At 41.9% G+C, this 25,856-nt stretch carries 16 protein-coding genes; 3 read left to right on the forward strand and 13 right to left on the reverse strand.

The window, feature by feature from the left end:
• Nucleotides 1–177 precede the first annotated feature (177 nt).
• The 8 genes from QJ048_RS21040 to QJ048_RS21075 all read right to left on the reverse strand — a co-directional run bounded on the left by QJ048_RS21040 (nt 178) and on the right by QJ048_RS21075 (nt 17,362).
• Nucleotides 178–2,745, reverse strand: a complete 2,568-nt coding sequence (locus QJ048_RS21040) for a PKD domain-containing protein (RefSeq protein WP_282336402.1) — start codon at nt 2,743–2,745, stop codon at nt 178–180.
• A gap of 1,072 nt (nt 2,746–3,817) precedes the next feature.
• On the reverse strand, nt 3,818–6,898 hold the full coding sequence (locus QJ048_RS21045; protein ID WP_282336403.1) for a PKD domain-containing protein: 3,081 nt from the start codon (nt 6,896–6,898) through the stop codon (nt 3,818–3,820).
• Nucleotides 6,899–7,213: 315 nt separating this feature from the next.
• Nucleotides 7,214–9,247 carry a PKD domain-containing protein gene (locus QJ048_RS21050; protein WP_282336404.1) on the reverse strand — a complete coding sequence of 678 codons (2,034 nt, stop codon included), beginning with the start codon at nt 9,245–9,247 and terminating at the stop codon, nt 7,214–7,216.
• Nucleotides 9,248–9,410: 163 nt separating this feature from the next.
• Entirely contained in the window at nt 9,411–13,151 is a 3,741-nt protein-coding gene (locus tag QJ048_RS21055; protein ID WP_282336405.1) for a PKD domain-containing protein, read from the reverse strand.
• A gap of 285 nt (nt 13,152–13,436) precedes the next feature.
• Entirely contained in the window at nt 13,437–14,636 is a 1,200-nt protein-coding gene (locus tag QJ048_RS21060) for a glycosyltransferase family 2 protein (protein WP_282336406.1), read from the reverse strand.
• Between the two features lie 85 nt (nt 14,637–14,721).
• Entirely contained in the window at nt 14,722–15,624 is a 903-nt protein-coding gene (locus QJ048_RS21065) for a glycosyltransferase family 2 protein (protein WP_282336407.1), read from the reverse strand.
• 123 nt (nt 15,625–15,747) lie between these two features.
• Nucleotides 15,748–16,917, reverse strand: a complete 1,170-nt coding sequence (locus QJ048_RS21070) for a sugar transferase (protein WP_282336409.1) — start codon at nt 16,915–16,917, stop codon at nt 15,748–15,750.
• A gap of 43 nt (nt 16,918–16,960) precedes the next feature.
• Nucleotides 16,961–17,362: a response regulator gene (locus tag QJ048_RS21075; protein WP_282336410.1), complete on the reverse strand. Its 402-nt coding sequence runs from the start codon at nt 17,360–17,362 to the stop codon at nt 16,961–16,963.
• Nucleotides 17,363–17,921: 559 nt separating this feature from the next.
• Here QJ048_RS21075 and pncB point away from each other — a divergent pair.
• Nucleotides 17,922–19,109 carry a nicotinate phosphoribosyltransferase gene (gene pncB, locus QJ048_RS21080; RefSeq protein WP_282336411.1) on the forward strand — a complete coding sequence of 396 codons (1,188 nt, stop codon included), beginning with the start codon at nt 17,922–17,924 and terminating at the stop codon, nt 19,107–19,109.
• A gap of 293 nt (nt 19,110–19,402) precedes the next feature.
• Here pncB and QJ048_RS21085 read toward each other — a convergent pair whose 3' ends face one another.
• Nucleotides 19,403–20,584: a glycosyltransferase family 2 protein gene (locus tag QJ048_RS21085; protein WP_282336412.1), complete on the reverse strand. Its 1,182-nt coding sequence runs from the start codon at nt 20,582–20,584 to the stop codon at nt 19,403–19,405.
• A gap of 265 nt (nt 20,585–20,849) precedes the next feature.
• On the opposite strand from QJ048_RS21085, the gene trmD reads away from it, so the two are divergent.
• Nucleotides 20,850–21,521: a tRNA (guanosine(37)-N1)-methyltransferase TrmD gene (gene trmD, locus QJ048_RS21090; protein WP_282336413.1), complete on the forward strand. Its 672-nt coding sequence runs from the start codon at nt 20,850–20,852 to the stop codon at nt 21,519–21,521.
• Between the two features lie 119 nt (nt 21,522–21,640).
• Here trmD and QJ048_RS21095 read toward each other — a convergent pair whose 3' ends face one another.
• The 4 genes from QJ048_RS21095 to QJ048_RS21110 form a co-directional block, all read right to left on the reverse strand.
• On the reverse strand, nt 21,641–22,111 hold the full coding sequence (locus QJ048_RS21095) for a hypothetical protein (RefSeq protein ID WP_282336414.1): 471 nt from the start codon (nt 22,109–22,111) through the stop codon (nt 21,641–21,643).
• Between the two features lie 125 nt (nt 22,112–22,236).
• Entirely contained in the window at nt 22,237–22,716 is a 480-nt protein-coding gene (locus tag QJ048_RS21100; protein ID WP_282336415.1) for a hypothetical protein, read from the reverse strand.
• Between the two features lie 219 nt (nt 22,717–22,935).
• Nucleotides 22,936–23,418 carry a lipocalin family protein gene (locus tag QJ048_RS21105; RefSeq protein WP_282336416.1) on the reverse strand — a complete coding sequence of 161 codons (483 nt, stop codon included), beginning with the start codon at nt 23,416–23,418 and terminating at the stop codon, nt 22,936–22,938.
• A gap of 303 nt (nt 23,419–23,721) precedes the next feature.
• On the reverse strand, nt 23,722–24,201 hold the full coding sequence (locus tag QJ048_RS21110) for a hypothetical protein (RefSeq protein ID WP_282336417.1): 480 nt from the start codon (nt 24,199–24,201) through the stop codon (nt 23,722–23,724).
• 813 nt (nt 24,202–25,014) lie between these two features.
• Between QJ048_RS21110 and QJ048_RS21115 the strand changes: the two genes are divergently transcribed.
• Entirely contained in the window at nt 25,015–25,824 is an 810-nt protein-coding gene (locus tag QJ048_RS21115) for a zinc-dependent peptidase (protein WP_282336418.1), read from the forward strand.
• The last annotated feature ends 32 nt before the right edge of the window (nt 25,825–25,856 follow it).

Here is a 25,856-nt window from a genome sequence, read left to right on the forward strand (position 1 = left end):
CATTGGGTCTTCACGATTAATGTGAGAATTTGAAAATTTGAAAATTTGAAAATGCTGTACGTGGGTCTTTGTTAGGATATTGACAACTCTCAAATATTAGAAGTAATTGAATTCTACTTTGAGAGCCACACAGAAACAATTCTCAAATCTTCAAATCTTCAAATTTTCAAATTAGTACTACAGTTTCACAAACTTCTTGCTAACTGCCTTTTGATTTCCTTCATAAATAGTTTCCAAATAATACATTCCTGCAGGCAGTTGGGAAATATCAAGTTGTTGTTTTACCTGACCAGCCTGCTTAGAATAGTTATATTGAGTTACGATTTTTCCTTTTACATCATACACTACGAATTTGTAGTTGCCAACAAAATCGTTTGTGAATGTAACGGTGATCTGGTTTGTTGCAGGGTTTGGATAAATGCTTGGCTCTTTTGCAAGATCATTCACTTTCGTGCTTCCTGCGTTCACATCAGTGCTCAATGCCATTGTACTAACACCACCTGCTACGCCCGCAACTTTTGCTCCTACAGTTAACACTACATCGTCTGAAGCAGAAAGGCCACTGTTATCCGTTACTGTTACGCGGAAGGTATACGATCCTGAAATCAGGTTTTGTACTGTTGGGAACATTCCGTTTGCGGCAAGTATGGTTGCGTTGTTTGGTCCGCCAACCTGTGACCATGCCCATCCCGTGATGCTTCCATCGGGATCGTACGATGCACCGCCGCTTAGGTATGCATAGTTGTTAGTTGTGCTGAAATCATTACCTGCATTGGCAACTGGAGGTTTACCGTTTGAACCAAGCGATACATTCACATTAGCGGAAGCGCTTGCACCAAGATTATCTGTTACTGTTAATCTGAATGTATAAGTACCGGCTACCATGTTGTTGATCGTTGGGAACATTGTATTTCCACCAAGAATCCCAGCTGTATTAGGTCCGCTTACTTGCGTCCATGCCCATGTTGCAATACTTCCATCAGGGTCGTATGATGCACCACCGCTCAGGTATGCGTAGTCTTTATATTGTGTTGTGAAATCCGCACCGGCATTTGCTATTGGCGGTTTGTTGTTTCCAACGGCTGCGTTTACGACGACTGATACTGTAGTTGTTCCTGTTGAGCCAAGGTTATCTGTTACTTTCAGCTGGAAGCTGTAAGTACCTGCCACGAGTCCGCTTACTGCAGTTGATTTTGCCGCAGCTGCGCTAATTGTTGCCGTGTTAGGACCAGAAACCTGTGACCACTGATAGCTGCCAATAGAGCCATCGGGGTCGTAAGAGCCACTACCATCAAGCGTTGTAGAGTTTGTTGGCAAAGTAATGTTGGTTGTTCCGCTAATGCTTGCAGTGGGCTGTAAGTTTACAATAGCATTTGTTGAAATGCTGAATGCAACTGTATCATCAGAAGGCTTGCCAAAATTGTCTGTTACAACCAATCTGAATTTGTAGTTTCCTGTAATCAAGTTACTAATAGTTGGAAACGCAGTCGTTCCATCTTTAATAGTTGCTGTTACAGGTCCAGCAATTTGTGACCACTGATAAGATGCAATGCTGCCATCAGGATCATAAGAACCGGCACCACTAAGATATACAGTACTGTTTGTAGACGTAAAGTCATCTCCGGCTTTACATACCGGCGCAATGTCTGCACCGTATGTTGATTGCTCCAATACTCTTAACTGACCTGTTGAGGTTGCGCCTTTATCGTCTGTGATTGTTACCTGGAACACATATGTTCCTTCTACGAGATTGCTAACTGATGTGGTTGCAGAGGAAGGCGATGAAATTGTAGCAGTGCCGGGACCAGAAACCTGAGTCCATCTGTATGAAGATACCGTACCATCGAAATCGTAAGACTTACTTGCGTCGAGGGTTGTAGAGTTTGTTGGTAGTACAAGAGAAATGTCATTTGGCAATTGCACCACAGGCGCCTGGTTTACACCATTACCATTTGTACTTCTTCTTTTTGATAAGAACCATTCGTAAAGATTTGGATTGGCATATGTGTGCGTTTCATCGTAGCTCATATACCAGATGCCGTGTCCGCCAAGACCCGCAGGATAGTAAGTTACAATAGGTGCAGGATTTGGAGCGGGTGTACAACTATTAATAAGTGCGACTGCATTTTGCGTCATGGTTACAGACACTGTACCATCATCCACTGCGTGGAAGGCCCATACAGGTAAATGAGCCTGCGCGATGTAGCACATACCCGAAGCAGTATAGCTGGAACCGCACACAGGCGCGATTGCAGCGAAGATGCCTGCATTACCTGCCTTGCTGGATACATAATCCCAAGTACCGCCACCGCCGGCGCTTAAACCGGTAAGATACACACGGTCAGGATCGTAGTTAAGATTTGCCTTTGCATATTCCAGCATCGCATCTACATAGCCGTTAACCCAGCCTCCATATTTTGTATCCAGTTGTGGAGACAACACGAGAAAACTTTCTGTAGTTCCGTTAACTGTAAAAGTCATTGTAGAACCCCAGTAGATATCGCGTGGTATACCATTTGCACATACATTGGGAAGATCGGTTGTACCATTACCGCGTTCACCAATACCGTGAAGAAAAATAATAAGAGGATATTTTTTGGCAGTGTTCGATGCATTGTAGCCCGGTGGCCTAAAGTCATAGAACCCAACAAATAAACCAGCGGAGGACGTCATTGATCTCGCAACTTGTTGTGCGAAGGAGGAAGCACTAATCAGTACTAACAAACCGAGTAAAAAGGATCTCATTTGCAATCAGATTTTTTTCAGATTTTTCATTTACTTTCTAAACTACAGGGCATACCTCTCCTGTTTCACTCCACATGCAATTTTGTACATACAAAACTTTACATGGATGAATAGTAGCATCCGTCCTGCTTTCACATAAAATAAGAATTGAATAAGCTTTCGGTAGGGGTAACAGAAATCCAGTACGTGAGTGAGTCTCGCATTTACCACTTTTCAAAATGCGTTTCAACAATTGAATATCTAACGGTGTACCTTAACCTCAAATTCTTTCCTTATGATGTCGAACATTCATTGTTCCGTTTCACGGAGTTTTCTAAGAGCAATATCTATACCAAAATGGATGAAATGAGAATAACGGTATAAGTTTTTTATGTTATTTGAAATTTAGCCGCATCTCAATGTTGATGCGATTCTTCCCCAACCAGCAGTGCATACCTGCATAAGATTCTGACTCCGCTTTTCGAAACGTATAACGAGATTTTAAAATATCTAATTACACCCCAAAATCCATCCCATTTCAGTTTTCTTCATCGCATCTTTTCAGACCATTGCAAATGAGCCTGTTAGTCAAATTATTTTTTTAATATTAAGCTGATTCAGGCCTCCGAAAAAATAAATTGCACATCAATGGGTGTCCATCTGACAAGTATTGCGATTGGCAAAGGTTTCACGTTATACCAAAAAAAAATCATTTTTTACTTATTAGGTAAAAAATAGAAATTTATCTTTTTCGGAATGCGAAATTAGTTCTCTTCACCTAACCACCAAAGCACAAGAACCAATTTAGATTATAATTAATATGATTCGGGTCTAACCAATTTGTGAAAATCTAATAAAATATATTTGTAATATATAACTAAGCAAAATTTCAATACATAACGGTAAAGAACGTGCGATCTCTGTGCTTCCAGCGGTAGATCGTTGTGTAAAATTTTTTCGGCCCATCAACTAACGATCGTTAGCATATATCTCCCACGAATATGCGCAAAAGCAACAGGGTCAGCGACATGCAGGGGATAAAATGCAAAAAGGGCCTTGCGGCCCTTTCTTTATCAGTGATTAAATTCTTCAATTATAGTTTAATGAACTTCTTAACGGCGCCGGCTGATTTGCCATCCACCATTATCTGCATGTAGTAAACTCCACGAGGCAGTTTGGAAACATCCAGTTGTTGCTGGAAGTCTGAGGTGCGTTTGTCGGAGTTCGCTGTCATTTGCACTTTTCCGGTGGCGTCAAATATTGCTATTTGCACTTTACCGGTAAGCCTATTGTTCAATGAGAGCTTCGCCGCTCCCTGAACAGGATTCGGATACAACAATGCAGATTCCGCGTTTGCAGAGATATCATTTCTAAGTGTTCCCGCTATCAGCGCATTAGGAATAACTGTTTCAGTAACAGATGGTATTGCTGTAACTGTAACATAGTCGCTGGATGAGAATCCTGCATCATCTGTAACGACCAAATTGAATCTGTAAATACCCGGTACAAGGTTGGAAACAGTTGGGAACATAGTATTGCCGCCGCTGATAGTTGCAACATTTGGTCCGATCGCTTGCATCCAATTGAATGAAACGATATGACCATCAAGATCGTAAGAACCTGCGCCACTCAGGTATGCCCACGTGTTGGAAGTAACAAAATCAAATCCTGCTTTAGCCACAGGCAGCTGATCTGTTGTAAGTATCACGTGTACAGTTGCACTGCCTGTACCGCCTCTGTTATCAGTTACAACCAGTGTCAAATCCAGTTCTCCGGTTTTCACGCCTATTAATGTGATCTTATCCCTGTCAAATGCCGATAAACTCACAAGTTCTGGTTTTGTAGCGGTCCAATGGAATGATACGATAGAACCGTCAGGATCGAATGATTGTGAGGCGTTAAGGTCAAATCTGCCATTCGGAATTGTAATTATAATTTGAGACGGAATAACGGCTACAGGGTCCCTATTGGCGTTTACTGTAAATGAAACCTGGTCGTTTGCCGTTGCGCCCATATCGTCTGTTACCACAACTTTGTACACATATGTTCCTGCTACAAGACCTTGCACTGTTGGGAACATGGTATTGCCGGAAAGAACAGTTGGTGTGTTAGGCCCGCTCACCTGTGACCACTGGAAGCCGGCTATTGTTCCGTCAGGATCGTAGGAAGCGCCTGCGCTCAGGTAAACAAAATTATCGTTGGTACTAAAGTCATTGCCCGCATTTGCAACAGGCGGTTTGTTGTTTCCAGAACCCACTACTACTTTCGTTTGAGCCGTATTTGTAGCGCCCTGGTTATCGGTAACCATCAACTGGAATACGTAAGTGCCTTCAACAAGATTGGTCACCTTTGTTTTAGCCTTGTCCGGTGAACTTATATTACCGCCTGAAGGTCCACTTACCTTTGTCCATGCATAGATAGTAATGGAGCCATCAGGATCGCTGGAGGCGCTACCGTCGAGGTCGGCTGTGTTGGCAGGTATTATTACTGTCTGATCTAAACCTGCATTTGCAACAGGAGGCCTATTTGCACCGAGCATTTGCAAAGCGACTGTATCATCATCTGTTGCGCCGTAATTATCTGTTACCAGCACGCGGAACTTATATGTTCCTGATACAAGGTTCTGCACAGTCGGGAACATTGAGTTGCCTGCAAGAATAGTAGCTGTATTTGGTCCTGACACCTGTGACCACAAAAAGGTGGTGATCTTACCATCAGGGTCGTATGATGCGCCTGCACTCAGGTACGCAAAATTATCCGAGGTGGTAAAGTCGTTACCAGCGTTTGCAATCGGCGGTTTGTTATTTGATGGAGGTGGATTTACAATAACTTGTACTGAGTCCATATCTGTTTTGCCGGCAACGTCGGTTACCTTCAAAGTGTAATAATAGGTTCCTGGTTTGAGGCCCGTAACGGTTGTCTTATACAGTTCCGGAGTTTTGATGTCATCGCCGGTAGATCCTGAAGCTTTTTGCCAAAGGAAATTACTAATTACAAAATTATCAGGATCGTATGATTTTTGGCCGTTAAGGTGAATGCTATCGCTTGGCGCATTAATGGTTGTATCAGCTTCTGCAACCGCAACCGGAGGAGAATCCAGTGCAGGGTCTCCTTTAACACTAATATTTACAACATCGTAACCTTTTAGCCCCTTGTCGTTGGTAACTTCTAAGGTTGCAACGTGTAGTCCCGGTGTAAGATTGCTGTACACTGTTACTGCACTGTTAGGATTCTCAATGGCTCCTCTTAGTGCCTTTTCCTGTGCGCTCCACCTGTATGAAACAATTGTTCCACCATTAGGATCATAAGATGCGCGGCCATCGAGCACGGTTGAATTTCTAGGATAATTCAGAATAACATCCGGTCCAGCCTCAGCAACAGGAAGCTGTGGTTCGGCTCCTTGTTTCGGGTGCATCAGGAACCATTCATAAAGGTTAGGGTTCTGAATGCCATGGCCGGTGTCATACCCTTTGTCCCACGCATTATGGCCGCCATTTGGATAATAAGTGAACTGACGCGGCTCGTTATGATTAGGGTCGCAGTTATCAAGCGTCATTTGAGCGTATTGTGTATTACCTACGGACACCGTACCATCGTCCATATTGTGAAATGCCCAGCAGGCCACTCTGTCGTATGCTACCCAGCAAAAATACTGTTGAGTTTCACCAGTTCCGCAGATAGGTCCGATACCAGCCAATTGTGCCGCATGGGTAGTATCACTACTGGACCATCGCCAGGTTCCTCCGCCACCGAGGCTAAGACCGGTAAGATATATCCGGTTAACGTCAACACTTAAATTATTCTTGGCATACTTCATCATTTCGTCTGTATAGAAATCCTGCCAGTTACCATAATTGGAAGCCAGTTGGGGAGCCAGCACTATAAAGCTGCTCGTTACACCGTTTACTGTAAAGGTCATGGTTGCTCCCGCTCTGAGCAGTCGCGGAATGCCCTGATTCAATACTTTGCCCAAATCACTGGTGCCATTTCCCACTTCTCCTGCACCGTGCAGGAACACAATGAGCGGATACTTTTTTGCGGGGTCATAGCCTGCAGGAAGGAACCTATAAAAGCCGATGGCGGTTCCATTTGCGGCAGTTAAATGCTGTTGGGTTAACTGCCCGAAGGATAAAAAGGACGAGAACAAGGTTAAAAGTAATAGCACTCTTTTCATAACAGTCCATTTAATTTTTTATGAAAAAATTAGTTTGCTACCAGCAGATGCTTTGCCAAAGCCAATGGTATTTATGGGGTCAGATAAATAAAGTATCGTTAAGAACTGCAAGACTGAAAAGGCGCCGGTTGAAAACAACCGGTATTTTTGCAGATTACTTTTCAAGTCTATCCATGGGGTGAAGAGATAAGAACATCGTGTTGCGGGATATTGTTTATAAAGTGGGAAAATAGTTTCCAAAAACAATTGTTTTTTTAAAGCAAAACGCCTGCAGCATTTAATGTTGCAGGCGTTTAATCTTACTTATATCAATGGTTATTTCACAAATCTGTGAACCGATTGCCAGCCATTATCCTGGCTCAACTCCAGTACATAAATACCTGGTTGCAAACCGGGCAGTTGAATGGATTGATTGGAAATGCTGCCTGTTTTGTCAAAGCTCATTTGCTTCACCACTTTTCCGGAGGCATCCAATACACGTGCTTTTACAATACCTTTAATATCGCTGCTTTTTACAGTGAAATACAATTGATCCTTTATTGGATTTGGATATGTGGCTATCGCTGTATTCCCTGCATTCCTGATGTTTATGATATCAGACAGTTTCTTCGTTCCATCTATATCGTACTGGGCAAGCCTGTAGTAGTTATTACCGGGAAATGGATTGATATCGGTAAATGAATATTGCCTTGTTTCTGTAGCTGCCGTAGATGCGGGAATGGTGACAACAGGCGAGAAATCAATTCCGTCATCGCTCTTTAACACATCAAAATGATCGTTGTTAAGCTCTTTGCTGGTTGCCCATTTAAGGATATTTTTCCCGTCGCTGTTTGTACCATTGAAATACAAATAAGTAACAGGCAACGGTTGTATTTTGGTAATCGTTATGCTGGCTTTGCTTGAAAGCCCTCCCGCGTCGAACGCCGTAACCTCAAAGACATATGAACCCGGCGCAGTAAATCCCGTTAGATCCGATTGATACCAGTTATTTTGGGCAATAGTTGCGGTTGCCGGTCCGGAAATCTGTGTGAATGAATAATGATCAAGGCCTTCCCAATCAAACACCGTTGCAGCGACATTAATGACAGTGTTCCCTGGTGCGTTTGCAGGTATGTTGATGTTGGCCGGAAGGGATATATATGGCGCAACATTTACGCCATTATCAGTTATGTGGATGTTTTTATCTACGAAAGAAGTAGCCCCGAACATATCAGTAACTGTTAATCTGAATACATAAGTTCCCAGTGCATGAAATTCCAGATCCTGCCACGGCCATGTCCAGTTCCTGTAATCGAGATCCATTCGCTGTGTTGTAAATGTATCTACTTTCTGATACCCGTTGAGCGGCCAAACGTTATCTCTATTATCTGAAATTATCTGCCACTTATAACTCGTCACCAGGTCATTCGGATCAGTTGAGAGCACCCCGGTAATGGTCTTTGGGAAAAATCTCATACCGGAATTAACCACCACCGTTGTGTCTGTTGATCCAACATTTGCCACGGGCGGCAGATTATTTTGGTACGTGTTCTGCCTGTTTACACCAAGCATCCATTGGTAAACATTCGGATACAAATATTTATTTGCCGTATCCGGATAAATCTTCTGGTCGTATATCTGGTGGTTCCCTATTGGGTAGTAACCAACTACAGGATCCAATGGCAAAGGACTACAGGTGTTGATTCCATTTACAATATTACGGGTAACGGAAGTGGGTATCTGGTCATCATCGCTTGTGTGAATGGCCCATACTGCGGTTCTTCCCGCGCCGATATTGCAGGTATCCAACGGCTCCATGTAAGGAGGTATGCCCGATCCAGATATTGGAATTATTCCGGCCAGGTTTCTTGCCGAATCCACATTTTGAGAAGCGTATATAATTGCTCCGCCTCCGCCGAGGCTATAACCTGTCACAAAAATTCTGTTGGGATCGATGTTTAAATTGCCTTTAGCCCATGCCACCATTTTGCCCACATAATTCGGCACCCAGTCCAGATACCCAAGATCAAGCTGTGGAAGTAATACTACAAAGGATCCATGCACTCCATTGGGATAGCTGAATTGCATGGTGGCATGATTGGTATTAATCTGGTAACCAATACCGGATATCAACACATTACCGAGTTGAGTTGTACCATTTCCTTTTTCTCCGTTACCGCCCAATGCAATAATGAGGGGAAATTTAGTAGAAGGATTCGTGTTGTAGTCCGGCGGCGTATAGGAATAAAACCCTATTCCTGGCGTAACGTCCTTAGGATCCGCCGTCTTGGGGATATAATGAGAAACGAGTTGCGAATGGGCAACACTAAAGGTTACGATAAGTACTAAAGTAAATAGAGCTGACTTCATAAACAGATTTTAAGGTCGTTGATAAGGTTACCAAAAAAACAAATACGCTTAAAATGTTGTTCCATTCTAAGCGTATCGGAATTAAGTTGAGTTGTTAGTTGTTAGGCAAATTAAACAATCTTTCCTTCTAAACTATCAACTAATAACTAACAACCATTATCTTCTATTGTTTCATAAATTTCTGAATTGTTGAATGCTGATTGCCTTCGTAAATTGTTTCTACGTAATGCAAGCCAACAGCCAATCTTGAAATATCCAATTGTTGTTTTACCAAGCCTGCTGCAGGTTTTACAAAGCTGTATTGAGCTTCTATTTTACCTACCGCATCGTACACGATAACTTTATAGTTACCTGCAAAGTTGTTTGTACTTGACACAGTAATCTGCGTTGTAGCAGGATTCGGATAAATGCTTATTTGCACAGCTACTGAGTCTCTGGCTGTTACAACAGATTGCGTGATCATTGCACCGGCAACAAGGTTTGTAACAGTCATTGAAACATGATCTGTATCAATTGCTCCTAAATTGTCCGTTACTGTTACGCGGAACACATAAGTACCTGAAACCAGGCCCTGAACAGTTGGGAACATAGTATTGCCAGACAAAATGGTAGCGGCATTTGGTCCGCTCACTTGCGCCCACTGGAATGCGGCGATGCTTCCATCAGGATCGTATGACGCGCCGGCACTTAAATAAGCGTAATTATTTGAAGTGCTGAAATCATTACCTGCATTGGCAACCGGAGGTTTGTTATTCGAATTATTGGTAACAGTCACCTGGACATCGTCTGTAGCTGTTGCGCCCAAGTTATCTGTTACAGTTACTCTGAACACATACACACCTACAATTAAACCCTGAGCTGTTGGCGATACTGTATTCGCTGAAGCGATGGTTGCGGTGTTTGGTCCGCTCACCTGCGTCCAGCTGTAAGACGCAATGCTACCGTCAGGGTCAGATGAACCACTTGCACTCAGGCTAGCGGTAGTCGTAGCGTTCACGGTAAAGTCAGCACCCGCATTAGCTACAGGAGGTTTGTTGGTACCGCTACCTACTGTTAGTTGTACATCGTCAGATGCGGTTGCGCCCATATTATCCGTTACAGTTACCCTGAACACATAATTACCATTAACCAATCCCTGTACGGTCGGGAACATGGTATTGCCGGACAATATCTGGGCGGTATTTGGTCCACTCACCTGTATCCAGTTGTAGCCGGCGATGCTGCCATCGGGATCGTAAGATCCGCCTGCGCTCAAATATGCGTAAGAACTTGTTGTTGAGAAATCGTTGCCTGCGTTGGCTATCGGTGCTTTGTTGTTTGAATTATTCGCAACGGTCACTTGAACATCGTCTGTTGCACTTGCGCCAAGATTATCAGTTACTGTCACTCTGAAAACGTACACACCTACTATCAAACCTTGTGCTGTTGGTGAAACAGTATTAGCAGAAGCTATAGTTGCCGTATTTGGACCGCTTACTTGTGTCCAGCTGTAAGACGCAATGGTACCATCAGGATCGGATGATCCGCTTGCACTCAGGCTCGCAGTGGTCGCTGCATTTACCGTGAAGTCAGCACCCGCATTGGCAACCGGCGGCTTGTTTCCACCCACCGTTAACTGTACATCATCAGATGCAGTTGCACCTTGATTATCTGTTACAGTTACTCTGAAAACATACGAACCGGAAACCAATCCCTGCACTGTTGGGAACATAGAATTGCCAGACAAAATTGTTGCTGTATTTGGTCCGCTGACTTGCGTCCAGTTATAACCGGCAATGCTGCCGTCAGGATCGTAAGACCCACCTGCACTTAAATATGCGTAACTATTTGATGTTGTGAAATCATTTCCTGCATTTGCAACAGGAGGCTTGTTGTTTGAAACAGCGGGGTTAACAGTTAGGATAACAAATTCGGTGTCTCTCGCCGATTGATTGTCTGTAACCGCCAATATGAACTGGTATGTACCTGCGACCAAGCCGCTGACAGTAGTTGACTTGGCTGTTGGCGTCGCAATAGTTGCAGAGTTTGGACCGTAACCTTCATACCAGTTATATGTCGCGATACTTCCATCGCTATCTGTAGAAGTACTGCCATCAAATGTTACCGAATTTGTTGGTAAAGTAATGGAAGTTGGACCAGTTATTTTGGCCGTTGGTGGCACATTTGCTCCGGCGCTAACTGTTACGGTCGCTGATGTAAAACCTGCTGCACCAAGGTTATCTGTGACCTTCAACTGGAAAGTATAGGTGCCTGCAACCAAACCATTAATCACAGTTGTTTTTGCAGAAGGCGTAACAATGTTAGCAGTATTTGGTCCTGCGGTTTGTGACCACAGATAGGCGCTGATAGATCCGTCGCTGTCTGTAGATCCGCTGCCATCAAGTGTTACACTGGCAACGGGTAATATGACACTGCTTGGCGCAGAAATTTTCGCCACCGGCGGATTGTTTGCTCCGCCCGGCACTACCACATTTACATAGTCAACACCTGTTGCCCCACCCGCATCTGTTGCAGCCACTTTGAAAGTGTAAGTTCCCGGAGCAGTCAGACCGCTCACATTAAACTGGTACCAGTTGTTGGCACTCAGCGTTGCGTTAACCGGACCGGCTTCCTGTGTTACTTTGTAAGTCATCGCCTGAGCCTCCCAGTCGAAGACCTGGGTTCCCGTGAAAGATGCGGTGGTCACTCCGGAAGCCAGTGTCAGATCAGGTCCAAGATTTACGACCGGCGCAGTATTTTGTCCGTTGTTGGTAATATGAATTGTCTTTGTTTGCGTGCTCGTGGCTCCGTATGTATCCGTAACCGTTAGTTTGAAGGTATAATCGCCCAACGCATGAAACTCAAGATCCTGCCACGGCCAGCTCCAGTTTTTATAGTCGAGGTCGTGTGCCGGCCATGCTGTGGAAGTGTCCACCTGCTGGTAACCACCAAAGGGCCATACTTTGGATAAATTATTTGAAGTAATCTGCCAGTTGTAATGAAAGATCACATCATTGGGATCGGTTGAAAGCTCAGCAGTTATTCTCTTTTGGTAAAACATCATGCTGGAGTTCACAACCACTGTCGTATCCGTGGCGCCCACATTTGCGACCGGTGACAAATTAGTTTGCGGCGTGTTCTTTTTATTCATGCCCAGCATGTACTGATAGATCGTGGGGTATGAATATCTGTTTGCAGTATCGGGATAGATCTTTCCGTCGTATATCTGGTGGTTACCCACGGGATACCAGCCAAACACAGGATTTTTGGGTCCGCAGCCTAAAACTGCATTCACCACTCCCATCGTGCTGTAGACAGACACCTGGTTATCATCGGTGGTGTGTATCGCCCACACAGCGGTTCCTCCCTGCGCGATATTACATGCATTACCTTGCGACAACCCTGTACCGGACACCGGGATCACTGCCGTGACCTGCGATGCGGCCAGCACTGAAGAAGCGGGATACACCCATGTACCGCCGCCGCCAAGACTGTAGCCGGTTATATAAACCTTATTGGTATCAACGTTAAGATTTGCCTTTGCCCACTTTATCATTTCATCTATATAGAAAGGTTGCCAGTCGCCATATGAGGAACTCAGCTGCGGAAGCAATACCAGGAAAGAGCCCTTTACTCCGTTGGGATAATTAAAACGCATGCTGGCACCATTTTTTACCTGGTAACCAATGCCTGATGTAAATACAAGATTCAACTGCGTGGTACCATCTCCCTTTTCTCCCAGCCCGTGCAGTGGAATAATAAGCGGAAATTTTTGCGCCGGATTGGTTGTGTAGTCCGCCGGTTTAAAGTCATAAAATCCAATATTTGGGTGCCCCGCCGACGTTATGTTATGTGACGTAAGCGTTTGCGCACCTGCAAAAAAAGAATAGGCAGTCATCAAGACGATGAGCAGAATCGACCTCATGTTAAGGAGTTTTAAGCATAATAAAATTGGAACACCAAAGGCAATTGGAGTTTGTCAGTTTTGTTTTCGGAGGTACTACGGTATGAAACAGAGGAACAGGTTTATTCTACAATTCTCTCATTGGAAGGCAAAAATCTTATCTAGCACTAAAAATAATGCCAAAAGACTCGGCGAGCCTGAAATTTTGGACAAGTTATAAGTTGTAGGTTTTAAGTTCTAAGTGTTAGTTTCATAAAGTCCCCACTTATGACTTAAAACTCAAAACTCATGACTCATTACTTAAACTTACTTTGAGGAAAAGGTCTTTGGAGTATGTATGAAATAGCGTCTGTTGGTTTTGATTTTCAACATCGCTTTAATCATTGATACAGCCAATAAAGGAATGTGTAATATAGCTTTAAAGGTGGTCATTGTGTAAAAACGACCTGGTACTGATAGCAATAGTGTAGCAAAATACAAAACTGTAAGTACAATCCAAATTTCCGCAGATGGATAAATGAAAGATGCTGAAAAAAGATATTGCACCAGTAATAACGTCAGCATGCAGCCGAACAACGCTATGTACAGCAATCGCGGCAACAAAAAGCACTGAAAAAATTTATGCAGAAAAATCCGGCTACTTCTTTGTGAAGTAAGTTTTGGCTGCAAAAAACCTTTGATATGTGTTACCTGTGCCTCGAGCCATCTAACACGTTGCCTTTCGAAAACTGCAGCACTGGCAACTTTTTCATCATATACGTAAGCATCTTCAATATATTCAACATCCATTTTTTTAATCACCAGCTGCACATCAATCTCTCTGTCTTCCCCGGGATTATTTTGTATTTCAGGTAAATTAAAAATGTAGTGAAGCAGGGAATAATCAAAAGCAATTCCCGATCCGATCAATGAAGACGGAAGCCCCATCGCTCTTTGACCCTGGCGGAAAATATGATTGTTGATCTCTTCGCTGATCGCATCCAGCAACGCAACCGGCGTTTGCTGATTCTTTGCAGTACGATGGCACTGCACCACTTCATAGCCTTTGTGAAATGCAGCATTTACTTTCTCAAGGCAATCAGTTCCCATCACATTGTCTGCATCCAATATCATTCCTATATCGAAACCTTTGTTCGCAAATTTATTGAGCGCAGTATTCAGCGATTTTGATTTCATGCTCACATCAAATGCAACTTCTACAACTTCAACGGGAATGGCTTTTAGTTTGGCAACAGTTTCCGGTTGTAATTTATCTGCAATAACAATAACGGTAAACTTATCTGACGGATAAAAATGTCTGCTGGCTTGTAATGCTGTATCCACAATAATTCCATCTTCTTTGTAAGATGGTATAAACACTGCGATCTTTTTCTTTTCTTCCACTACGCCATAATTCACTTTTTTGCGGAACCTTGCCGCAATTGACAACATGAGCAAGTACAAGGTACTTGCGGTGAGGTAGAGGAAGAATACTGCGAAGATTATATTAAGTATTGTTTGTAGCATTTGGTTGTTAGTTGTAAGTTATAAGTTGTAAGTAGTAAGTTTTGAGTCGTACTTATAACTTAAAACTTATTATTTAAAACTCCACTCAAATAGGTGAATAGCTGGAAGAATAAAAATTCCAGGCTATGCCTTTTAAAAAGAATTTCAAATGTTCGAACTGCCTGTTTTTAATATACCCGAGCAATGATTTCGGCACGGTTAAAAACATAAAAAACATATAGAAGGACAAAAGCTGAAATTTATTAGCATTGCGCCTCATATACAAAATACGGTTGCGTGTGTGATAGTAAACCTTCATCGGATTTTGTTTTCCCACACTCATCGATTCTTTGTGATATACTACCGCTTCCGCATTGTACCATATTTTGTAGCCGGCCTTCAGTATCCGGGCCGACCAGTCCCATTCTTCGTAATAAAGGAAGAACTTTTCGGGGAACTTACCTACTTTTTCCGCTACTTCCCTTTTTACCATCATTGCACAACCGTGGGCGCCATTGGTATAACCGGAAACGTCGTATTGTCCGCGATCTTCTTCTTTGTTGCCCACTTCTGTAGTGCGGCCCGTATACGGATTCATTGGATTGAATCCCGCATACTGTATAACATTAGGAGCGAAATAAAATTTTATTTTAGGACACACAAAACCAATCGTTGCGTCTTTGCGAAATGGCTCCAATAATAGTTCAAGAAGATTGGGCGGCAACTCAGTATCATTATTTACAATGAAAATAAAATCGCCTTTGGCATAGGACATGCCCCAGTTGTTACCGCCGGCAAAACCGAGGTTTTGTTTGTTTGCCAAAACTCTTGTGTTGGGATAATTCTTTGAGATTATAACTTCTGTGGGATCTTCCTTAGAGCCCATGTCGCACACCAGAATTTCGTAGTTACTATAAGTCAGGTGGCGTGTGGATTCCAGGAACTCACAGGTTACCGCTAACGTGTTATAGTTTAGCGTTATTATGGAAACAAGAGGTTCTTTTTGCACAAGTGAAATTGTAAGCTGTTATAGTTTTAGTATATCGTGAATGGTGAATGGTCAATCGTGAATAAAACACCCGAAGGTTCTAACATTCACGATTGACCATTCACCATTTACGACTATCGATCATCAAACGTTCGACTTTTGGAACACCGCTGTCGGTGTGTTTGCCATGATCCACAAATCGTACATGAAACTATGTTTATCTGCATAGCAAATGTCAAGACTAATCCGCTCTTCAGCAGACATATCTCCATGTCCCCTTTTCTTAATTTGCCACAAACCAGTCATGCCGGCAGGAGCAAGAAAACGCGGAGCCCACTCATCTGTTGTAAGCGTTGCAGCTTCATACAATGGCAAAGGCCTGTTTCCCACAAGTGACATATCGCCAATCAACACATTTATAAGTTGTGGCAATTCATCAAGGCTTGAGTTTCTCAGAAATGATCCGAATTTAGAAATACGCGGATCGTTGCTTACTTTGAAAAATACAGGGCCGCCGGTGTCTGACACATTATATTGATTGAGCCCTTTAAGTTCATTAACTTTCTTATCCGCGTTCAATTCCATTGTGCGGAATTTGTAAAAGTTGAAGATCCTGTAACCCCTGCCTGCTCTTTTAGATATGTAGAACACAGGTCCGCGAGATTCAAGTTTGATCGCAATTGAGATCAACAAAAAAATCGGACTTAATAATACAAGTGATGTTGCTGCTACTGAAATATCCAAACTCCTTTTCAAAATATAATTGTAATCAACTTTTTTAGGAGTTTTTGTTTGAATGCTTTTTTGAAAAGTAGCGTGGTGTTTTTTGTTTTTGATTTTTCTCAGAAAAACAACACGTTGTGTAAATTTTTCCGCAACATCATCAATTGAGATGATGTCATCAATGAACCTGCAGTTTTTGTATTGCGTCATTTGCTCTTCGTCGATGTCGGAAGATTCGAGAACCAAAGGCACATTTGCAAGAATCTCATGACCACCAACAAAGTTGGCAAGTTTGTTTATTGCTGCAAGGTTGTTTGAACCGTCTGCAATAAAGACTCCTGGCAGGTTTCCACCTTTTGTAATGATCCTTGTAAGAATGGAAATTGCATTGTCAACAGTCTCTGCTGCGTAACCACCTTCGAACAGAGTAATCATCCTGTCGATCTTTGCAGTTTTTTTACCGAGGTAAAAAAACTCTTTGGGAGGCAATGAATCTAAACTTATTGAAGCTGCTGGTTCTACGGTTGCAGGTTTAATAAATGTTGTTTCTAATGCCGGTGCTGAAATGCTTGGTAAAATTGCAAGTTCCATACAGGTAAGAGTTTAATAATTTAATGATGTTTCTGTGTTGAACTTAAACTGCTTTGAGCTTAGTCGTCGACTTAATAATCCCGGTAAACATTTTGTCTACACAATTCACCAGATCAACTGGATTGAATGGTTGTGAAAAATGTTGTGCCACGCCCAGCTCATCACATTTGGCAGCAATTACGGCTTTATTCAAAGAGGATAATACAATTAAAGGTATCTCGCTATAAAGACCACTACTTTTTAAATGCTCCAGCAATTCCCAATTTTCTGTATCAGGTAATTGTGGATCAGCAATGATCGCATCAGGTAGTTCATTTCTGGATAACCAGTACATAGCAGAAGCAGCGTCGGATGCGGTTACAACTTTGTATTTTCTTTCAAACACATTTTGTAGGAGGAACCTGATCGCTTTGCTTCCATCAACCGCTAAAATTGTTCTTTTCATTGTTGAATAATTAAGTTTGAAAAAACTCAATTTTTCATGAGGCAGCAATGGAGTTCGTATAGGCTCACATCAGGGTATTTGGATTGATGAATAAAAAACGAGAATAGGTTTTGGAAGAACTTACTTACTTAGAATGAATGATTGAATTAATCAGGCATTTATCGCAGGATATTTGGGAAGACAATCGCAATATTGTAACACCTGATTTTCGGAGGGTTGAATATACGATCAGTTAGAAAAGTTGATATTGATCAACTGAATTGTTTGATAAAAATAGCAACAAAAATCAATAAACCAAATGCATAACGGTTAATTTTTATATTATGGAATTGCAAACACACCCCTCCTAACCCATTGTTATATAATAATAAAATATTATATAATATGTTTTTGCCTGATGAATTGCGATTTTCAATGTGCAAATTGAATATAGTCATTGCGCAATTCCTTTGTTCCATTTATTATTTTTAAGCTCCGGTTTTCAAAGTTTACCCAATTACCTTAGCCCTGTTTTATTGTGAATGTCACCGCACCCTGGCTATCTTAACCTTATTAAATTATGATTACGAACAATAGTGTCTCACTGTTATCTATACTCGACAATGATTTTTACAAGTTTACCATGCAGTATGCGGTGGTAAAACTTTTCCCGGGTGCGCAGGCCCGTTATCAATTTATAAATCGAGGCGGGCATGCGTTTCCAGAAGGATTTGCTGAAAATCTGCGCCGCACTGTGGACTCAATGTCGGGCTTGCGTTTGTCGAATGAAGAGAAGGAATTCCTGCGAAAAAACTGTCCATATCTTGATCCTACTTATCTTGACTTTTTGCAGGGTTATCGTTACGATCCTTCTGAGGTAACTATAGAACAATCCGGCGCGGATTTAAGTGTTAGCGTGAGCGGGTATTGGTACCGCACCATTCTTTGGGAAGTGCCATTGCTTTTTTTAATTAGCGAATGGTACTATCGCCTGATCGACCAGCCTCCTGTTTCAGATGATGAGATTGTTGCCATTAATAAAGATAAGTTTGAAAAATACAATGATCTGGGTGTTACTGTGGCAGACTTTGGCACCCGCCGCAGATACTCTTACCACGTGCAGCAAAAGGTAATTGAATCTCTCAGCCGGTTTGGAGGAAAAAGCTTTGTGGGCACGAGCAATGTACACTTTGCAATGCTTCACAACACCAGGCCTATCGGAACCCATGCACATGAATGGTTTATGTTTCATGCAGCCCGGTATGGCTTTAAAATGGCGAATACAATGAGTCTGGAGCATTGGGTGGACGTTTATCGCGGCGACTTGGGCATTGCGCTTAGCGACACTTATACAACGGATGTTTTCTTTGCACAGTTTGATAAAAAATTCTCCAAACTTTTTGATGGCGTGCGCCACGATAGCGGCGATCCTATCGAGTTTGCCGAAAAAACGATTGCTCATTACAAAGGCCTTGGAATCAACCCGCTTTACAAAACGATCATTTTCTCCGATTCATTGAATTACGAAAAAGTCGCCGTGATTGCGGAGTACTGCAAAAACAAAATTGGCGTTTCCTTTGGCATCGGTACCAATCTTACGAACGATGTTGGTGTTAAACCAATGAATATTGTAATGAAACTAATTGAAGCCAAACCCGAAAACATGGAGTGGGAACCGACGGTAAAACTATCTGATGAAAAAGGAAAATACACGGGGGAGCCAAGGATGATTGAGTTGGCGAAGGCTATTCTTGGAATACAGGAGTGAGCACGCAGATCACGCTGATTTACGCAGATTTTGAATTTCGTCCATTGAATTAACTCACTGCTGTAGCATGAATTTTACCGCAAAGAATACGCAAAGAAGTCGGCAGAATAATAAATGGTAATACGCAAAAACGCAAATACAACGAAGACATCCCTTTGACTTTTCTTTCCTGATTGAACATAAGCAAACTAAATCCTGCTTAACAAACCTTCGCTTTCTTTGCTCAACCTTAGCACTCTGCGGTTAAAAAAATCTATGCAAATCAGTTAAATCAGTGTCATCTGCGTGCTTTCTCACGCCAGTTTTTGTCTTCCCGCTTTCTCCCAGATAACGGTTTGATTGCCTTTAAGGAAACGGTTGAAACCCATGAACGCCGCGGCATTCATGAACACGAAGTAGTAAGGAACGTATAAACTTTTAATCTTAATATTTCTGTTCGCAAATTGCCAGCCGATGAAGGCAAGTGTGTAAAACACGATCTGCGCAACCATAATCCCCTTGTATAACAATAATGGAGATAAAAATACGATCAACAGGTTGGCAAAGAACATAATGACCAAACACAACGGACAAACTGCCCAGCGCAATACGCGGTGAGAAATGTATTGAAAAGAAAGCAGCCTGTACTTAAATATGTTCAGCAGATCTTTCAGCATTTGCATGGCCTGAAAACCTCCTGCACAAATACGCACTTTTCTTTTCTGCTCTTCTTTCATTGATGAAGAAGCTGTTTCAATGGCGAAGGCTTTGGGTTCATACTTAAATAAATAACCTTTCATGCAAATGCGCAGCGACAATACAAAATCTTCTATGATCGTCCCCTCCTGCACGGGTTCATACAATTCCCGACGCACAGAAAAAAGTTCCCCAGCCGCACCTACAATGGTGCTAAGGCTTGAGTCCAAACGTTTAAGCGCTGATTCATATTTCCAGTAAAGGCCCTCTCCCGCTGCGGAAGCTTTATCGTCGATTTGCTTGATTATTTTTTTCTCGCCTGCCACGCCGCCTACTTTAGGTGAAGCGAAATGCTTAACAAGTTCTGATACACATTCTTTATTCAACAACGTATTTGCATCGCTAAATACAAGGATATCAGCTTTTGCGTATTGCACGGCCCTGTTCATGGCAAAGGCTTTTCCTTTTCTTTCGGGAGAGTGTAATAGTTCGAAGTTGCTGTTTGCTTTTACCAGTTGCGGTGTTTTATCAGTTGAACCATCAGTAATAAAAACGACTTGTAATTTATCTGCCGGATAATCGAGTTCTTTGGTATTCTGTAGTTTGTGTAAAATAAAATCTTCTTCGTTGTATGCAGCAATAATCAGTGAAACAGTTGGCTGAAAGTTTTGCTCAGTTAGATTTTTGCGGGTAAACAACTTCTTTATGGCAACCAGGAAAGCGATTAGAAATCCATAACCCACATAAGCGTAAAACACAATAAATAAACATATCCAGAAGAGTATCTGCAAAAAAAGCATTGGGTCTGCGATTTGGTAAGTGTGAACAAGATAGGGCGAACGCGTGAAAATTGAAAGCAATTTTCGCAAATTTGAAAATATGGTAATGTGCTAATTTGAAAATGTGGAAATTTAAAAATTTGAAAATGCTTTCTGTGCAGCATGATCAACTGCTCTTGGTTTTTCGAAATTGTGATTAACATCAAACTGGAGGCGACCCCAATTTTCAAATTTTCAAATCAGCACATTTTCAAATTATTAGCGGCTGCGCCGCTATCTTTGCATTATGCGAATCGACATTATCTCTGTATTGCCGGAATTATTGGAAAGTCCTTTTTCTCATTCTATCATGAAACGTGCACAAACAAAGGGTTTGCTGGAAGTGCATGTGCACCAGTTAAGGCAATGGGCCGTGAATGAGTACGGACAGGTGGATGATTATCAATATGGTGGTGGTGCCGGCATGGTAATGATGTGTGAGCCTTTGGCAAAAGCGATCGAGCATTTACAAAGCGAAAGAAAGTATGATGAAATCATCTACATGACACCGGATGGCAAACGCTTTGATCAACAGATTGCCAATCGTTTATCTCTTTACGAAAATCTTTTGGTCATCTGCGGACATTATAAAGGTATTGACGAACGCATTCGTCAGCATTTTGTTACGCTTGAAATTTCCATTGGCGACTACGTCCTCAGCGGTGGAGAACTTGCTGCTGCTGTTGTAATTGACGCCATCGGCCGTATTATACCGGGCGTATTAAACGACGAAACTTCTGCACTTACTGATTCCTTCCAGGACAATTTATTGGCTCCTCCTGTATACACACGTCCCGCTAACTTCCGCGGCTGGGAAGTACCGTCGATATTACTTAGCGGCGATCCAAAAAAAATTGAACAATGGCGCTACGAACAAGCTGTTGCGCGGACTACCGAACGAAGACCGGACTTGGAGTAATTGAAATTGAAAGTGGTCGAACATTATGGTTGGTGTTCGGCGTTTCGTTTTATAAACAGGTGCAAGATCAAAGTTTCTGAATAAATCATTTTCAATTTTCAACCTATTTCTTCTCAACGCTAATGTCCGAATGTCAATGTTATGCCCCCGCCCGAAGCGCCGAGTTTTATTTTTAAGACAGTCGCACTGAGTTCTGCCAATTGACCAACGTCTTCGTATCCTGGATCACCAATCATTATCTTGGTTTCATTATCCGCAAACTTCCATTTGGTTTCTTCAATAATTTGTGGGTCGTTGGGGTAACATTTTGTTGGACCTTCATCCCTCGTCACGGTGTTGTCCGCTTTAAATATCAAAAGGTTGTCTGTAAAACATTTCGGAAGCGCATTTATCGCTTCATTTTCCGTTTTGCCGTCTCCATCGATATCTATTGCAACTTCAAAATATTCGCTTGTAAGTTTCCATCTACCCGCGGTTATTAATTGTGTTTTATCGGCGCCGCCATTGTTCTTACCATCATCCTTGTTGCATCCTGCAATTAAAGCTGCGGTTAAAATTACCAACGCAGCTTTCGTTGTAAACTGTGTCATAATACAGGTTTTAGGTTTGTGATATTGTTTAGAAAAGAATTCAATAAACCATGAATACAGAAACGGCCTTGCACGGGAGGTTGGAGATGGGAATTTTTTTTGGCGTTCAATAGTTGGTTGCCAGGCTAATGTTTAAAAGTTAACACTTCAGTATAAATAACACTACCGATTGTATCAACGTATTTCATTTTAAACACCGTTGAAGTAAGCTCAACCACGTGAGCCGGCCACATAGAGCCAGGGTCTCCGATCAGTATCAGAGATTCATCGGTGGAAAACATCCAGTTTGATTCTTCTTCGATCTGAGGTGCCAGGGGGTCGCATTTTGAAGCACCCTCGTCATGAATGTAGGTACCATCAGCTTTAAAGATGAAAAGGTCATCTCTGTGACATGCATCCATTGAATTTATCAGCTCATAATCGGGGTGGCCATCTCTATCAGTATCTATCGGGGGATCGACATAATCGCTCGTTATTTTCCAACTACCGGACGTCAGCATTTGTGTTTTGGTGGCATTACTATTGTTGCCATTTGTTTTTCTGCATCCCGCAATAACTGCTACTGCTAAAATGACCATTGCAGCTTTCTTTGAAAACTGTCTCATAACGGAGGTTTTAGGTTTGTATTGTTGCTGTCAAAAGGCTATTGAGAGCGGCTTGCATGGGAGGTTGGAGATGGTTGCAGCGGTAAACTAAACAGGATAAGGTGGTGTTATTGATAGTCGTAAAAAAATGCGCCTGGTAAACAAAAAAATATTTTTTCCTGAAAGTTATTGGTAACAGCCAAAGCCCGACAACCAATAACTTACTGAGAAATAAACTTTTTAGTGCGTATAAGTCAGCGTCTCCGCATAGCTAACACCCAGTTCGGTAAACTGCACTTTTATTTTCAATGTAGTTGCATTAAGCACGAGCAGCTGGGCAGATTGCTCAGAACCTGTTGCACCTACAAGTATCACAGATTCATTGTTTGAGAATTTCCAGTTTGTAGTTTGTATCACCTGCGGGTCGGTTGGACTGCATTTTGTAGTGCCTTCATCGAGAGTAAGACCACCATCAGTTTTGAATATTAAAAGATCGTCTTTATCACATGCACTGTAAAAATTAAAAACTTCGTTCTCAACACGACCATCTCCGTCGTAATCAATGGCAGGATCAAAGTAGTCGCTTGTTAATTTCCAATTGCCGGAAGTTAGCAGTTGGGTTTTGCTTGCTCCTCCGTTATTACTGCTGTCATCTTTCTGGCATCCGGCAATTACGGCTGCAGCCAAAATAAGCAGCGCAGCATTCTTTGTAAACTGTTTCATAATACAGGTTTTTAGGTTTCCATTGTTATTAAAATGAATACAAATAATACAATAGCGGTTTTGCATAGATGATTGGAGGGGCTATACCAAAAAATCAGCGACGAAGAAAAAAGCAGGCTGGTTGCTATTCAGTGGGAAAATACTCCGTAGAAGATACGAAATGTAGTTGAGAGTTGAAAATTGAAAACGCAGAAAGATCGGACAACTATTTAAGTGTTCGACCTTTCTGTATTTAACAGGGATTTTGTTTACGCCCCAAGGCGCCTCATTTTCAACTTTCGATTTTTAATTTTCAATTCACTCTCAGTGTCCAAACGTAAGCGTTTCAGTATAAGTAACGCCTCCTTCTTCCATAGTGACTTTTACTTTCAGCACACTTGAAGTAAGTTCAAGCAATTGAGCAGATTCTTCAACTCCCGGATCGCCAATCACTATTTTTGTTTCATTGTCTGCAAACTTCCAGTGAGTTGTTTCTATCACTTGCGGATCAGAAGGGTCACATTTCGAAGCGCCTTCATCATTTACAACGGTTCCATTTGTTTTAAAAGTCATTAAGTCATCTCTGTCGCATGGTGAATAAAGATTAATCACTTCATTTTCTTTGTGTCCATCTCCATCCCAATCTACTGCCGGGCTAAAATAAATGCTGGTTTGTTTCCAACTGCCAGTAGTTAGCAATTCTGTTTTGGATTTGTTACTCGTTTTGCTATCATCTTTTTTACATCCTGTCATTGCCGCTACAGACAGCATAACGATTGCGGCTTTTTTTGTGAACTGTGTCATAACAAAGGTTTTTAGGTTCTTATTGTTGTTTATTTTTCTAAAAGATTACAAGTACTTCTGCATAAGGGAATGTGTTCGCATGGATTATGAAAACGCGTTATCAAAAGGTGTGACCGAACAAATTGTTTGATCAACTTATTAGTACAAAGGCTCAAATCGAGTGTAAAAAAAGTAAGTTTTTTGCTGTGCAGCAGGTGGAAGAAGTGTTAACTGAGGAAACAGCCGCATAGAAGTTGCGCATGAAGGGGTGAATTGTATTTGGAAACAATTAAGAATTGCCCCGGTGCGCCATTCGTTATTCTGCCATGGCAGACCTGAAAGGACAAGTCAGATACAAGGTTGCGAACCTCTTCACCTTTCTCTATGTTTTTCATCTTCCATTTATTCATCCTGTCATGTTTAGAATTTTATCCGTTGACTGAAGTCAACGGCAATGAATTATCTGCTGCAGTTTTCAATTTCCCATTGCCGACCTGATATTCAAGACGGCATATAATATTCTCAGGTGTATCACAGGAAGAATTCTTAATTCTTAATTCTTAATTCTTAATTTCTAATTCCTCCTCCTAATTCCTGCTAATCAACGCATAGTACTTTTACTATTTTTAAATTTCTTACTGCAGGAACCCGGCCGGGTGCTTTTAAAAATGAAAAAAAGTTTTTATTTTGGTAACATCAAATCCAATTTCCTTCCCGTTACTAAATTTTCTATTACACATCTCCTAGCGTAAAAACCGTTCAAAGCTTTTAATCCACTCGCTGTGTTGAACCGTTTGCTTCCATTCACCATTCGCAAAAGAAAACATAACCCTTATGGAAATCTTGTACATTTTAGGTACGGTGTTATTAATCATACTCTTCTTTGGCGCTGTACAATCCCGCTACGAGAAGTTTATATTTTATCATCGAAAAAAAGGTTTCGCACAACACGAAGCTTACTACCGGACAATCATTTCGCAAAACATTCCTTACTTCAACAGGCTTAGCTCCGACGAGCAACACAAGATGCTTTTTAGAACTTACCTGTTCAGACGGTCAAAAAAATTTCACTACGTTGGCATAGACAAACGTGAGGACATGCCTATACTTATCAGCGCAGTGGCAACACAACTCACACTTGGCCTGCAAAAATTTTCACTTAACTATTTCCACGATATTTATGTGCTACAGCATGACTATCACTATGGTTATTATTCATTGCCTTTCATGGGGCACGTGGATAGCACAGGCATTTATTTATCATGGGATGATTTCCTGCATGGCCTTCACAACGCACAAGACAACAGCAATGTAGGCTTGCATGAAATGGCGCACGCGTTGGCCTATGTAAATTTTATTACCCGTACAGAAGAAGATAAAATTTTCAAGAAAGAGTTCAAGAATTTCTCCAAAGTAGCGAGACCTGTTTTCCAGGAAATGCAAAAAGGAAGAAAGACTTTGCTGGGAGATTACGCAGCTACCAACTATCATGAATTTTGGGCTGTGAGTGTAGAAACTTTCTTTGAGAGCCCGATGCGTATGCTGAACGAACTTCCTGATCTCTATAATGCTATGGTAAAGGTTTTGAACCAGGATCCCAACAGCGTTATCATGGGCCAGTATTATAACAAGTATTTAGCGTAGAGAAGGGGACGCAGATTTTTATGATTGTGAAG

The organism is Pinibacter soli (assembly GCF_029961145.1).
GTDB classification, from domain to species: Bacteria; Bacteroidota; Bacteroidia; order Chitinophagales; family Chitinophagaceae; genus Pinibacter; species Pinibacter soli.